Raw genomic sequence first — 13,464 nt, forward strand, 5'->3', positions numbered from 1 at the left:
CGTTGCTCAACACACCCGCCCGACGGCTTTCAGGACGGCATGGCCCTGTGGGGTGATGCTTAGTTGCCGCTGTCCGGTCGTCAGCAGTTCAATGTTCACGAGTTGACATGCCAGCAGTGTGTGAATTTCCTCTCGGTCGGGTCTGATCTGGTCGGGTGCAGCGTTCACCAGCATCAAGGTGGTGAATTCATGCGGACTCAACATGCGTGCCTCCTCACGAAGCGGTATGTCTTCGAACTGACGGGTGACTGATGAAACCGATGTCCGGCGTCGCGATTACTGGCTGGACATCTTCGCATTGACTTATTTGATCGCCGTGCGGGGTCCCTTGGCTGTTTCAATGGCCTGCTTGGCCGCTTTGCGGACGGTCTCTCTCGCATGTAGGGAGGTTGGGAAGGTCGATTCCAATACGGTGGTCGTGGGTTCAGTCCCGGCGGGTGCGTTCTTCACAAGGTTGTCTGCAAGTGTTCGTGCAGTGAGATTCGCATGCTCGTAATGTGCTTCGGCAACCTTCGTCAATTCCGCTTTGGCGTTCGACGCGATGTCATATAGCTGGCGGCTGTATGAAAGAGCCTGTTCGGCTGCGGGCTGTATCAGACCTGCCTGCCACGTGAGGTATTCCTCGGGCGTCTTAACCGATAGCGCTTCATGCCAGTAAGCTTCGCTCGTCGCAAGTGCCGAATGAATAGTTTGCAGATTCAGTTCGATCAGTCTCTGGAAGCTCTCGAACGTCGTATTCGTCAAGGCGAAGAGGGTGACAGCGTTGTCGGTTTGCGATGCGATGAATTGATCGGGTTCGAAAATGCTCATTCATGCTCCTTAATTATCGTCAATTAGCGTGCGATGGTCGTCAGGCAGAGAAAACCCGGCGCGCCGCCGGACCACCGGCCCCGCAAGGCTGTACCTGACCGAACGGATGCATTTCCCAATAAGTGGAATCATTCTAGCGTCGTGTAAGCAACATTTGTCATGCTCTTTTGTAGGGGAATCCCCTAGCTCTGAAGACATCAGAATGTCATCGGTGTGCCCGGCGCACCCAGGTCGTTTTTAATCGGCTAGACAATGCAATCGAACACTCGGACAACCGTACGCAACAGTGCGCGATGTGCGGGTGCAAATCGTCGTAGCGACAAAGGCATTGGCATCCCGGTATCGCAACTTGACCGTATGTTTGAGGCGTACGTTCAGCTAGCCATCCGCGAATGGCCGGTGGCGATCGGATTTCGGCATCGAGCTGTCTCTTGTCCAGAACTTGGTTGATATGCATGGCGGCCGCATCACCGCTGCAAGCGATGGAGCTGATCGTGACAGCGCCGATGGATGATCGATGGTGTTCAATTGTCATTGCGCAATGCCGCACCGATGCCTGGCGAGCACTTCAAGCTCGCATTGCGTTTGCCGACCGATGGCAAGACACACGCTGTCCTATGGAATTGCGTCGCAAGAAACGTCAGGCGCAAAAATGACGGTGTGCTGGTCGGTGCCGAGTTCGGCGCGCGCACCGACGAAGCCAAGGTCCTGCTCAAGGACTTCATTCTCGAAATGGCCACGGGAACCGCATTCTAAGACCGGCGCTCATCGACAGATTTGCTCGGACCATGCCCGGATAAACGGTGATCCACGGGCGACACCCGTAATGATCTCGGAGGAAGCGTGGGACGGAATGATGACGCTATCCGACGACGTCGCGATCCGAATGACAAGTCGCCTAGAGGAACGGGTCGTACTGCACTGCGACTTCTGTGGGAAACCAAGTTGACGTAATTAAAGTTGTCGTTCGGAGTGATTGTAGCGGCTAAGTTGTAATGCCCGCTTTTAGCCAAGTTCAAATGTCCGCTTTTTCGCAGCGTGCGCTGACCGGCCGCCGGCGTTTCGGCGCGGGAGGCTTCAATGGCTGCAACCGAACGGATAACGATGACGATGCGCGAACTGGACAGGTTCAAGGTCATTCAGGACGTCGCCGACGGCAGGCTCAAGCCCTGGCGCGCGGCGGAACGGCTCAGGCTGACGACGCGGCAGGTTCGCCGTCTCGTTGGACGGTTGCGCGAACATGGACCCGTCGCGTCGGCGCTCGAAGCCCAGCAACAACCAGCTGGACGCGGTGACGGCCGATCGGGCACTCTCGATCATCCGTGAGCGCTATGCCGATTTCGGGCCCACGCTGGCCTGCGAGAAGCTGTACGAATGTCACGGCATCCGGCTTGCAAAGGAGACGGTCAGGCGCCTGATGACGGATGCAGGTCTCTGGATTCCCCGCCGGCAGCGGCCACCGAAGATTTACCAGCCGCGCGTGCGGTGCGCGTGTGTGGGCGAGCTGATCCAGATCGATGGCAGCGATCACCGGTGGTTCGAGGACACAGCCGGATCGGCAAAGCGCCTTCGCGAACCCACCTGGGCGTCGCAACGAGGGTTCAAAGCCGCTCGCCAGGCAAGAAGAAGCAATGCGAGTTCACGCAGGCCGATATCGATGGTGTGATTCTGGAACAGTCGCAGCAGTGGCAGGTTCAGCAGGCACGCAAACCTGGCTGTCGGTCTGCAAAGGTGGGCGACGCAGACGTAAGCGCCCTGCCAGTTCAGGCGTCGTCCTTCAACAATGTGTGAGACAAAAAGCGTTAGAAACAAACCCCTAAACCTGGACATTTCAACTTAGCCGGAAAGCGGACATTTCAGTCTGGCCTCGACAGTGATCGTAGCGGCTAAGTTGTAGTGCCCGCTGTTCCCCACGGTCAGGATCCAGTGCCCGGCAGCTCGGCGGGCAGGGCGCGATAACCTGCGCCTCATCACGGCAAAAGCCTCCGCCTGCGCGCCGTATGCGGGAGAGGAACGGCGGCGGTCGGCAATTCGGCCATTGCGGTCATTGGGCCGATCGCCGGCCAAGGGTCGCTATATTGCTCTGCGGTCGTTGGACGACCTGTCACCTCGAATGACAACTTTCGCTCTGCCAGAGGACGGCACCTGTTGAGTGTTGTTCGACGTCTGCCCACCGCTGCCGTTGAGTCCGGACGCGGCGCTTGCCCTCGCTTTGCGTGTGCACGAGAGCTTAAGATGACTGACTTAACCGAATGCGAATCCGAATCCGAAGTCGCGGCCGTCTTGCACATGAGCGAAGCGTATCTGCCGCGCCTAATTGCGGTCGGCGACCTTGCGCTGGAGCGCGACAGCGTGCTTACATACAGGGAAAAGCTGCGTAGCGCTCGGCCGCCAAGGGCGGGAGACAGCGAGCACGCATACTTTTACATGAGTGCGGTGGTTGCTTTAGTCGGTGGCAGGTCCGCTTCCGCTCAGAGCAGACGTCCGCCAAACGAGTTTCACGCTTTGTATGGATTGTGTTTTTGTAATGGAGCAAGTTGAAACTCGCCGCCGTAATCGTTGCACTTCCTTCCTCATTACATCAAGAATCTGACTGTCATCAACTCTGTACTGTCCTCTAACGCCGGGCCGACAGAGGCGATTACATATCCCAACGGGAAACTCGCGTGGCGGTTGCGCAATGCCCGACACAAGCGCTTGGGAAATCAGGGGCGGTCGAAGCCCATTGGCGCCGATTCACTATCACTTCTCGAGCTCCCCGACATCGCACAAGCGGCGGGCGTTATCGCGACGACCTGGAGCACGGTGCTTATGCGAGCGATTGCATCGACAAGTCTTCCGACGAACGCATGAAGGTAATGAACAATTCTGGCTAGGTGTTCTGCGGCTCCGCGGCGCATATGGATGGAATCAAGGCACTCAGTTCAATGCGGTTCCTGCACGGGCCGGGATGATCACCGTCGAGTGAGGTGCCGCGACCATAAGTTGGGAGGGCAACCAACGGTTGAAAAAGGGCTTGCGAGTTGGTTTCATAGGTATCTATTTTATTTATTGCGTGACGTCGCGAAAATGCGCGCGCGGACGCGGCATAGATCCGTATGGGATACCAAGCGAGCCCGGCGCGATGCGGCTTCCAGCGCTTGAAAAAGATGCGAAAAGCACACCCCATAGCGATGGTACGGCCGCTATTTGCCTCTCAACCGAGGTATACCCGTACTTTCCCAAAAGCCGCACAATTCCTATCTTTGTATCCCAAGATGGTTGCGATGACCGTTTCGCGGCTCTGAACAACCTATCCGATTGGCGCGCGGACGGCGCGCAGCACGAAGTAACGGAAGACAAACGAAATGGCAAGGATCATTGGTGGCATCGGCACCTCGCATGTGCCGACTATCGGCATGGCGTACGACAAGGGCAAGCAGAACGATCCCGCATGGGCGCCGCTTTTCAAGGGCTATGAACCGGTGGCAAGCTGGCTCGCCGAACGCAACCCGGACGCGATGGTGATGTTCTACAACGACCACGCGAACAGCTTCTTCTTCGACTGCTACCCAACGTTTGCGTTAGGCGTGTCGGGCAATCACGAATTCGCGGACGAGGGCGCAGGCAAGCGTCCGCTTCCGGATATCGCGGGCCATCCCGATCTGGCCATTCACATTGCAGAGCAACTGGTCAACGACGAGTTCGACCTCACGATCTTCCAGGACCGTCCGCTCGATCACGGCTGTAATTCACCGCTTTCACTGATGTTGCCGCATGCCGGCGGCTGGCCACTCGCGCTCGTGCCTGTCGAAGTCAACGTGTTGCAGTATCCGCTGCCGACTGCGAATCGCTGCTATCGCCTCGGACAGGCATTGCGCCGCGCGATCGAGTCGTATGAAGAGGATCTCGACATCGTGGTGGTCGGCACAGGCGGTCTTTCGCACCAGGTGCACGGCGAGCGCAGCGGCTTTAACAACACCGAATGGGACATGGAGTTCCTCGACCTGATCGTTCACGAGCCGGAACGTCTTGCTGCGATGAAGCATGTCGACTACGTGCGCCTCGGCGGCGCGGAAAGTGTCGAAACGATTATGTGGCTCGCCATGCGTGGCGCGCTCGGCCCGAAGGTTCGGGAGCTGCATCGCAATTACTATCTTGCAACCAGCACCGCAATGGCCGTGACGATTTACGAAGACGAGGTGGCGCAATGAATCCGCAATTGATCGGCGTCGAAGAATTGACGGGCACGTATCCGTTCGATATTCGCCAGAGCATCAAGGCAATGCGCCTGAACCGCTTCTTCTGGCAGATGCGCGAAGCGCCGGCGCGCGCACTGTGGCTGGAAAATCGTCAGGCGGCTTACGACGCAACGGGTCTCACGCCGCAAGAGCGCACGCTCGTCGACAACGCCGATTGGATCGGCCTGATTCGTTACGGCGTGTGCTTTTTCGTCCTCGAGAAATTCGCGCGCGTGGTGAAGATCACCAATCTGGGCATGTACGCAAGCATGCGAGGCGAAACGCTCGAAGCATTTCTGAAGACGCGCATGGTGCCGGAAGCGGTGTAGCGCGCAATTGCGCCGCGCGCTGGCGGCTGTTCATTTCGACCACAACGCAACCCGGTTTCCACAGAAGGTCGGGGCGGGAAACTATTTTCTTCGGAGACATGCATGAAATCTGCCGACTCAGTCGACATCAAGGCGTTTATCGACGCACGCAAGGTGTCGGCCTACCAATGGCTCGTCCTGGTTCTCTGTTTTGTGATCGTCATGATGGACGGCCTCGATACGGCCGTGATGGGTTTCGTCGCGCCCGTCATCATGCATGACTGGAATGTGAGCCGCACCGCGTTCGGTCCGGTGATGAGCGCCGCAATGGTCGGCCTCGCGGTCGGCGCAATGGCAGCGGGTCCGATTGCCGATCGCATCGGGCGCAAGAAGGTGCTGATTGCTTCGGTGTTCTGCTTCGGCTTGTTCAGCCTGATTTGCGCCTTTGCCCAGACGCCTTTTCAACTCGTCGCGCTGCGCTTTCTGACCGGGCTCGGCCTCGGCGCGGCCATGCCGAATTCCACGACGCTGCTTTCCGAATACGTGCCGTCGCGTAACCGGTCGCTGCTGCTTACCATCATGTTCACCGGCTTTAATTTCGGCTCGGGCGCGGGCGGCTTCGTCGCGGCCTCGCTGATTCCGCACTACGGCTGGCGCGCGGTGTTCATGTTCGGCGGGATTCTACCGATTGTGAGTGTGCCGCTGCTGCTGTGGCTGCTGCCCGAGTCAGCGCGTCTCATGCTGGTGCGCAAGATGCCGACCGAACGTATCGCGGCAACGCTTGGGCGTGTATGCGGCCACGCATTCGGCAAGGACGTGCGCTTCACGGCGCCGGAACCGGCGGTCGCGGCGAAGGCGCCGGTGCGCATGCTGTTCGCGGACGGCTACGCATTCAGCACGCTAATGCTGTGGGTCACTTACTTCATGGGACTGCTGATCATTTATCTGCTGACCGGCTGGCTGCCGACGCTGATCAAGGACGCAGGTTTGCCGGTCGAGCGTGCGGCCGCGATCACCGGCATGTTTCAGTTGGGCGGCACTGTCGGTGCGGTCGCAGTGGGCTTCGCGATGGACCGTATCGATCGCAACGGCGTGATCGGTGCGGCGTATCTGCTTGGCGGCGTGTTCATCTTCGCGCTCGGCCTGGGCACGCTCAAGTCGAGCTTGCTGCCGGTACTCGTCACGTGTGCGGGCTTCTTCATGAGCGGCGCGCAGACCGGTCTCAATGCACTTGCGCCGACCTGCTATCCGACCCGGGCACGCGCGACGGGCGTGAGCTGGATGCTGGGGTTCGGACGCCTCGGCGGGATTCTGGGCTCGCTCGTGGGCGGTGCGTTGCTGTCGCTCGGGTTCAGCTTCCAGGTGGTGTTCTCGGTGCTGGCCGTGCCCGCGATCATCGCGGCCGTGGCAATCGTGATGAACCGGCTCGCTCTGCGCTTCATTACCAGTCCGGTTGCCGACGCATAAACGTGCTGGTGCAGCGTCTTGCGAGAGCTTGCGGCCTTCTGCTTGCGCCGCAACTTTCGCGTCCGGTGTGATGACAGCGCGCTCATTACGGCGTGCGTATAAGGAGTGCAGACATGGACGGCAATTTGAGCGCGGGCAGAAGCGAGCTGAAGAGAACAGGGTTGCCGTCCGCCTGGACATGGCCAAGCCGCCAGGCGATGTTTCGCGCCGGCGTGGCGGGTGGTCTGCTCGGCGCGGTGATCATCTGGATCTACGAGGCGCTGATCTGGGTGGGTGCACAGCATCTGATGCCGCTCGCCGGGATTCCGCGCAACGCGACGGGGCTCGTGTTCGGCAAGCAGGTGCAGGAGTCGATCGGTGTCTGGGCCTATGTGGTGGGCACAGGTATCCACTTTATGTTCGCGATCGCGTGGGGCGTGCTGTTTGCCGCTATCTGGCCGTACTTCCGCCGACGCGGCATCGAAGCGACGCTGTTAGCGCTCTTTTATGCGGTGCTGGCGTGGATTGTCATGCATGTCGCAATCATGATCGCCTCCGACAACCATCCGAACTACTACGACCCGGCGGTGATCATCGGCGGATTCATGTCTCACATCTTCTTTACCGTGCCGCTTGCCTTGACGGTGAAACGCCGGTTCGAAAGACACGCGCAGTAACGCGGCCGTTTTCGGAGTGGGCATCATTCAGCGCTTCTGATAGCCGATTTCAGTTTGTTGTCATGCGAAAAGCCGGACTGCGTTTTAGGCCCGGTTTTTTTCTCCGCGGAATGGAAATTGCTGACTCGTTGCACGAATTCGTCGGCTCGCGTCGAGACCGCCGCGCGAATTCTTCCGCGAGAAGCAAGCAATTAACAAAGGGAGACAGTGATGACGACCAAGCCCACCAATCCGCCCGATGCGGGCCGGCGCAAAATCCTCGCCGCGCTTGCCGGTTCCATCGCACTGTCGGCTTGTGGCGGCGGTGGGGGCGGCAGCAGCGGTGGTTCGGGTTCTGGAGGATCGCAGCCGATCGGCACGATTCCGCCCGACCGCGCTAATCTTCCCCGTCCCGCGTTGCCGGATCCTGCTACCTCGGGTATCGATCACGTAGTGCTCGTCACGATGGAGAACCGCTCGTTCGACCATCTGCTGGGCTGGCTGCCCAATGCGGAAACCGCACAAACCGGCCGAACCTTCAAGGATGCGTTCGGCGAAACGCACACGCCGTTCTCGCTCCCCGCGAACCCGGCTTATGGCTTCCAGGCGTGCTCGTTCGCCGACCCCAATCACTCATACGACGCCGGACGCGTTCATCTGGCCAATGGCGCGATGAACGGCTTTCTGCTCACGCCCAACACGAGCCTCGCACGTGGCGACCTGCTGCCGATCGGCTATTTCCAGGCCGCGGATCTCGACTTCTATCGCGGCGCGGTAACGCAGTACACGGTGTGCGACTACTACATGAGCGGCATTCTCGCCGACACCTATCCGAACCGTGTCTATCTGCACAGCGGCGAAACAGATCGCTTGTCGGACACGCTCGACACGTCGTCGCTGCCGACCATCTGGGACCGCCTCGATGCAAAGAACGTGTCGTCAACCTACTACTTCCACGACGTACCGTTCACCGCGCTTTATGGCACCCGTTACGTGGGCCGCTCGAAGCTCTTCTCCGACTTCCTCTCCGACGCGGCTGCGGGCACGCTGCCTTCGTTCTGCATGGTCGAGCCCAGCTTCGGCGGCGAAGCGCAGGGTATTTCGAACGACGACCATCCGCATGCCGACGTGCGCAACGGCCAGGTGCTGCTCGGCCAGATTTACGACGCGTTACGCACGAGCCCGAACTGGAGCAGGACGCTGATGATCATCGTGTATGACGAGTGGGGGGGCTTCATGGAGCACGTCGCGCCGCCAGTAAAGCCGGTGTCCGCCGCCGAGGCTGCACTCGGCAACGACGGCCGGCTCGGTTTTCGCGTGCCGTGCATGCTGCTCGGGCCGCGTGTGCGCGCCAATTACGTGTCGCGCTATCCGTTCGATCCGAGCTCGATTCATCAGTTGCTCGCATGGCGCTTCGGCCTCGATCCGCTCGGCGTGCGTGCGGGCGATTCGGCAACCTTCAACTTGGCGTATGCGCTCGACTTTACCGACGCGGCCAGAACCGACGCGCCGGCCATCGCGGTGACACAAGGCACATTCGGCTCGGCATGTTCGAATATATCGACGGCCGCGTCAGGTGCGAGCGGCATCGCGCAGCTGGACAAGAGCCAGGTCGTGCCCAATACGGCTATCAGTGCGCCAGGCGGACGCTTCGCCGAGTTGCGGACCAAAGCGGACGCGCTCGGCTTTCCGGTGCCGAAATAAGCACGATTGAGATGAACTGCTCGCCGTTGCGGCGCTGCGTCCAGCGTCAGAACAATTGCTTTTGTCCGGACGTGAGCCGTGTGAAGTCGTCGCGCAGCAGTGGCAAGATCGCATCCGCAACGGGCTGCAACTGCCGCGTCAGATAGTGCTCGTAGTCGATGGCCGAGCGTAGCGTTTCGAGCGGCTCGGGTCCGGCAATCGTCATCACGTAGCTGATCCAGCCGCCGTTCTGATATTGCAGCGGACGTCCTTGCCGACGGTTGAATTCGTCGGCGACGCGCGCTGCGCGCACGTGGGGCGGCACGTTACGCTCATAGTCGCCGAGCGGTCTGCGCAGGCGCTTGCGATAGACGAGCTGGTCGTCGAGCTTGCCCGCGAGCGTATCGCGCACATAGTCGCGCACATAGTCCTGATACGGCTGCTGTGTGAAGATGCGCCGATAGAGCTCCTGCTGGAACTGCTGCGCGAGCGGCGTCCAATCCGTGCGCACCGTTTCGAGCCCTTTGTAGACGATCTCTTCGCTGCCGTCCGGTAAAACAGTGAGCCCTGCATAGCGCTTCTTGCTGCCTTCTTCCGCGCCGCGAATGGTCGGCATGAAGAAACGCCGGTAATGCCGCTCGAATTGTAATTCGAGCGCACTGTCGAGCCCGAATCGCCGTTGCAGATCTTGCCGCCACCATGCGTTGATCTTTTCGACGAGCGCGCGACCAATGCGGCTCGCTTCTTCTTCGCTGTGCGCATGTTTGAGCCAGACGAAGGTCGAATCCGTGTCGCCGTAAATCACTTCATAACCTTCCGCCTGAATCAGTTCGCGCGTGCGATGCATGATTTCGTGGCCGCGCATCGTGATCGACGACGCAAGACGCGGGTCGAAAAAGCGGCAACCAGTCGAACCGAGCACGCCGTAAAACGCGTTCATGATGATCTTCAGCGCCTGCGAGAGCGGCTTGTTCTGCTCGCGCTTCGCTGTCTCACGGCCTTGCCAGACCTGGCCCACGACCGACGGCAGGCAATGGCGCGTGCGTGAGAAGCGCGCACCGAGAAAGCCCGGCACCGATTGATCGTCGCCGGGATTCAGCATGCCTTCGACGAGCCCGACCGGGTCGATCAGAAACGTGCGAATAATCGACGGATACAGGCTCTTGTAATCGAGCACCAGCACCGAATCGTAGAGACCGGGGCGCGAGTCCATGACGAAACCGCCGGGACTCGCGGCGCCCGCGACGTCGCCGAGATTAGGCGCGACATAGCCTTGCCGATGCATTCGCGGCATATACAGATGCGTGAACGCCGCCACGGAACCGCCGCTGCGATCGGCGGGCAGGCCGGTCACGGTGGCGCGTTCCAGCAGGAACGGCAACAGTTCGGTCTTCGCGAAGATGCGCGTGACGAGCTCGCAATCCTTCAGGTTGTACCGAGCGAGCGCGGGTTTGTCCTCGTCGAAGCGGCGCTGGATTTCGTCCATGCGCTGATACGGATTGTCGATAGCTTTGCCTTCGCCCAGCACGGCGCGCGAAACGTGTTCGAGGCTAAACGATGGAAAGCTCCACGTAGCCGAGCGCAGCGCTTCTATGCCGTCGATAATCAGCCGCCCCGCGGCGCCCGCAAAATAATGGTTCTGCTTAAGGCCATGTTCGCGCCATTCCATCGCCGCGCCGCCGCGTCCGAGCCGCAGCGGAACGCCGTATTGGTCGGCATGCTGCCGCAGCACACGCAAATCGAACTGCACGAGATTCCATCCGATGATTGCATCGGGATCGTGCCGCTCCATCCACGTGTTCAGCTTTTCAAGCAACTGTGCGCGCGTTTCGCAGTATTCAAGGTCGAAGTCGAGCTCACTCGCGGCGCCGTTCGGCGGTCCGAGCATGTACACCTGGCGCTGGCTGCAACCTTCCAGTGCGATCGAATAGAGTTCGCCGTGAACGCTCGTTTCAATGTCGAGCGACACGAGTTTCAATGAAGGACGGTAGTCCGCCGCCGGTTTCAGTTCGCCATTGACGAGCGCGCCGTCGCTGCCGATGTCGCCGCTGAACGCGACCGGCGCGGTGATGAAACGCTCCATCATGTAGCGCTCGGGCGGAAAGATGTCGGCTTCATAGACATCGACGCCGCCTTGCTTCAGGCGTTTCTCGAAGCCGGTCAACTGACGATACTGCGGGCAATAAAGTCCCATCACCGGCCGATGATGAAAGTCGCGCAATTCCAGTGAACGCAGATCGAGCGGCGCCTCGCGGCGCAAAATGGTTTCGACCCGTTCGCGCTGTTCGGCGGGAACAAATGCAACGGATGTCTGATGACGCAAGCGGATGTGACGGGGCCCGCTGTCGGTTGCCAGCCAGAAATCGACTTCGGTGCCGGCGGGCGTGTCCCGCCAATGCCGCGTCAAGATGAAACCCTGCTCAAGCTCAGTCAAACTCACTACCTCGCAAACGGTGCGTCGTCGCCCGATGCGATTTTACCGCCCTGTGTGCGCAGGCGTGTTCCGTGCTCGTGTCACCCAGCATGCAGCCGCGCGGCGTAGCCGGTATGATGGTTTCGCAGCGATTCATTCGGCGCGTTCATGCGCCGGTCAAGTCTTCTAAAAACGGAGTAGATCGAATGACTTTGGGCAAACTTCTGGTGGCCGTCGCGGTAGCTGCAACGAGTTTCGGCGCGCAGGCACAAGTCGCCGGCACGCAACCTCTCAGCGTGACTGTCGAGCAATCCAATGCGCTGCTAAGCGGCTGGAGCGTCAAAAAGAGCATTCTCGGTAAAGCCGTGTACAACGACCAGAACGAGAAGATCGGCTCGATCCGCGATCTGGTCGTTGCACCGGACGGCTCGCTGTCCGCTGCAATCGTCGCCGCCGGCGGCTTCCTCGGCGTGGCGTCGCATGACGTAGCGGTGCCTATTGCAGCACTCGACATTCGTTCGGGGAATTTCTATCTGGCCGGCGCGACGAAGGCAGCGTTAAAGGCAACGCCGGAGTTCCAGTACAACAAGGTTCAGGCGCCGGCGAAGCCCAAGAAACTGTCGGCACAGTGATGAATGAGCCGGCTGATTGCCGGCTATTCATGTGCTCCAGTACTCGCTGTATTGCAGGCCGAACATATACCGGCCTGCACCGGCTCACGCTTCCAATGCGAGCGTGGCGAACGTGCCGAGCCAATGCTCGCCCATGTAATCACCGGCCACATGAGGCAGTGCGCTCTGCAAATGCCGCTCCGCAGAATCGAGCAGCACGGCGCGGCGTAAATCGCCCGCCGGCAACGCGCGGGCCAGCGAGCGTTGACACCATGCGCGGCTCAGATTGAGGCCGTCCAGGTGAGCAATCTTGCCGTCGGTGCGATCGGTCACCGTAACCGGTTCGAACAGCGTCGCGGGCTTTTTCGCACCGAGCTCGGGCAAAAAGCGTCCAAACCAGTCGACGAATTGCGCGGGCGGCAAAACGCGCCGCATCAATTCCGCTTCCATCAGCGAGGGCGACAGGAACTCGTCGCCGGCGGGCTCCCATGCCTGGCATCCAACGTCGTGCAAAAACCAGCGCTCCGCGGTGCTGACAATCAGCGCTTCGAGCGAGCCGCGCGATGTTTGCCGCGCGAAATCCAGCGTGAGGGCGAGCGCGAACGCCATGTTGAAATGCGTGCCGACGCGTAGCGGATACGTGGCTTTCGGCAGGAACGTTTCGAAGCGCTCGACAAAAACCTCGGTGAGCGGCGCCAAAGTTTTCGACCAACGCGCCGCGTCCGACAGCTTCAACGCGTGCAGTTGCGTGCTGAGCGCGAGCAACCACGCCCAACCATAAGGCCGCTCGAAGCCGAGATTGTGCGGCAAGTCCAGATAAGCCCGCTCGCCGGCCACGTTCGCCGCGGTAAAGTGCTCGTCGACCACCGCGACGATACGTGCTGCTTCAGGCAAGTCAGGAAAGCGCTCAATTAGATGAAGAATCAGCCAGTACCCATGCACACACGAATGCCAGTCATAGCTGCCATAAAAAATCGGATGTAACGCACGGGGGCTTTGCACGTCCTCGGGACCGGCCAAAGAATGCGTGAGTTTGTTCGGGTATTCGCGTGTGAGGTGAGCAAGCGCGAGATTGGCGAATTTCGAAGCAAATTCGCGAGTGAGCAGGGCAGTCATCGGCAGTTCCTTGGAGGCGGAATACGATCAGGTCATTAGTATCATATTGGCGGCCCACAATAGTAAAGCGGCAGGCGTTGCACGCCGCCGGATGCCTTCGGACTATTCCGGTCGCTGCGGCGGGAATGGCGCGATGTTGGCGTGTGCGACCGTGAACGGCAGGCAATTGCTGTTAAAGCTGCGGCTAGAGTTTTTTCAAGC

General features: G+C 60.0%; 11 protein-coding genes and 1 pseudogene. 8 read left to right on the forward strand and 4 right to left on the reverse strand.

The genetic code is table 11. From position 1 onward, the window contains the following. Positions 1-6 precede the first annotated feature (6 nt). Together F759_RS0100090 and F759_RS36965 are read right to left on the reverse strand one after the other, a co-directional pair. Positions 7-204, reverse strand: coding sequence for a hypothetical protein (locus F759_RS0100090; RefSeq protein WP_027798037.1), 198 nt, complete (start codon positions 202-204; stop codon positions 7-9). 99 nt (positions 205-303) lie between these two features. Next, positions 304-810, reverse strand: a complete 507-nt coding sequence (locus tag F759_RS36965; protein WP_051377020.1) for a phasin family protein — start codon at positions 808-810, stop codon at positions 304-306. Between the two features lie 510 nt (positions 811-1,320). On the opposite strand from F759_RS36965, the gene F759_RS0100100 reads away from it, so the two are divergent. The 7 genes and pseudogenes from F759_RS0100100 (at position 1,321) to F759_RS0100130 (ending at position 9,144) form a co-directional block, all read left to right on the forward strand. Then, the gene (locus F759_RS0100100; RefSeq protein WP_027798038.1) at positions 1,321-1,566 is read left to right on the forward strand and encodes a PilZ domain-containing protein; all 246 of its coding nucleotides are present in this window, start codon (positions 1,321-1,323) and stop codon (positions 1,564-1,566) included. Between the two features lie 324 nt (positions 1,567-1,890). After that, a pseudogene (locus F759_RS40370) lies at positions 1,891-2,362 on the forward strand (helix-turn-helix domain-containing protein); the annotation flags it as partial. 1,795 nt (positions 2,363-4,157) lie between these two features. Further along, entirely contained in the window at positions 4,158-5,003 is an 846-nt protein-coding gene (locus F759_RS0100110) for a gallate dioxygenase (protein WP_027798039.1), read from the forward strand. Continuing rightward, positions 5,000-5,359 carry a protocatechuate 3,4-dioxygenase gene (locus F759_RS0100115; RefSeq protein ID WP_027798040.1) on the forward strand — a complete coding sequence of 120 codons (360 nt, stop codon included), beginning with the start codon at positions 5,000-5,002 and terminating at the stop codon, positions 5,357-5,359. The genes F759_RS0100110 and F759_RS0100115 overlap by 4 nt, the downstream gene beginning before the upstream one ends. A gap of 102 nt (positions 5,360-5,461) precedes the next feature. Next, positions 5,462-6,805, forward strand: coding sequence for an MFS transporter (locus tag F759_RS0100120; protein ID WP_027798041.1), 1,344 nt, complete (start codon positions 5,462-5,464; stop codon positions 6,803-6,805). A gap of 113 nt (positions 6,806-6,918) precedes the next feature. Continuing rightward, complete coding sequence (locus tag F759_RS0100125) at positions 6,919-7,461, forward strand: hypothetical protein (RefSeq protein WP_027798042.1); 543 nt, start codon at positions 6,919-6,921, stop codon at positions 7,459-7,461. A 210-nt stretch (positions 7,462-7,671) separates the two neighbouring features. Further along, the gene (locus F759_RS0100130; protein WP_027798043.1) at positions 7,672-9,144 is read left to right on the forward strand and encodes an alkaline phosphatase family protein; all 1,473 of its coding nucleotides are present in this window, start codon (positions 7,672-7,674) and stop codon (positions 9,142-9,144) included. A gap of 46 nt (positions 9,145-9,190) precedes the next feature. Here F759_RS0100130 and F759_RS0100135 read toward each other — a convergent pair whose 3' ends face one another. Beyond that, the gene (locus F759_RS0100135) at positions 9,191-11,557 is read right to left on the reverse strand and encodes a DNA polymerase II (protein ID WP_027798044.1); all 2,367 of its coding nucleotides are present in this window, start codon (positions 11,555-11,557) and stop codon (positions 9,191-9,193) included. Positions 11,558-11,742: 185 nt separating this feature from the next. On the opposite strand from F759_RS0100135, the gene F759_RS0100140 reads away from it, so the two are divergent. Further along, complete coding sequence (locus tag F759_RS0100140) at positions 11,743-12,168, forward strand: PRC-barrel domain-containing protein (protein WP_027798045.1); 426 nt, start codon at positions 11,743-11,745, stop codon at positions 12,166-12,168. 84 nt (positions 12,169-12,252) lie between these two features. On the opposite strand, the gene F759_RS0100145 is transcribed toward F759_RS0100140, so the two are convergent. Next, complete coding sequence (locus F759_RS0100145; protein WP_027798046.1) at positions 12,253-13,263, reverse strand: DUF2891 domain-containing protein; 1,011 nt, start codon at positions 13,261-13,263, stop codon at positions 12,253-12,255. Positions 13,264-13,464 lie beyond the last annotated feature (201 nt).

Source organism: Paraburkholderia dilworthii, assembly GCF_000472525.1.
Lineage (GTDB): Bacteria > Pseudomonadota > Gammaproteobacteria > Burkholderiales > Burkholderiaceae > Paraburkholderia > Paraburkholderia dilworthii.

Bases quoted from the DNA above. Each gene is read 5' to 3' on its own strand.
- F759_RS36965 (WP_051377020.1), bottom strand. From the start codon at position 810: ATGAGCATTTTCGAACCCGATCAATTCATCGCATCGCAAACCGACAAC.
- F759_RS0100115 (WP_027798040.1), top strand. From the start codon at position 5,000: ATGAATCCGCAATTGATCGGCGTCGAAGAATTGACGGGCACGTATCCG.
- F759_RS0100110 (WP_027798039.1), top strand. From the start codon at position 4,158: ATGGCAAGGATCATTGGTGGCATCGGCACCTCGCATGTGCCGACTATC.
- F759_RS0100100 (WP_027798038.1), top strand. From the start codon at position 1,321: ATGATCGATGGTGTTCAATTGTCATTGCGCAATGCCGCACCGATGCCT.
- F759_RS0100120 (WP_027798041.1), top strand. From the start codon at position 5,462: ATGAAATCTGCCGACTCAGTCGACATCAAGGCGTTTATCGACGCACGC.
- F759_RS0100145 (WP_027798046.1), bottom strand. From the start codon at position 13,263: ATGACTGCCCTGCTCACTCGCGAATTTGCTTCGAAATTCGCCAATCTC.
- F759_RS0100125 (WP_027798042.1), top strand. From the start codon at position 6,919: ATGGACGGCAATTTGAGCGCGGGCAGAAGCGAGCTGAAGAGAACAGGG.
- F759_RS0100130 (WP_027798043.1), top strand. From the start codon at position 7,672: ATGACGACCAAGCCCACCAATCCGCCCGATGCGGGCCGGCGCAAAATC.
- F759_RS0100090 (WP_027798037.1), bottom strand. From the start codon at position 204: ATGTTGAGTCCGCATGAATTCACCACCTTGATGCTGGTGAACGCTGCA.
- F759_RS0100140 (WP_027798045.1), top strand. From the start codon at position 11,743: ATGACTTTGGGCAAACTTCTGGTGGCCGTCGCGGTAGCTGCAACGAGT.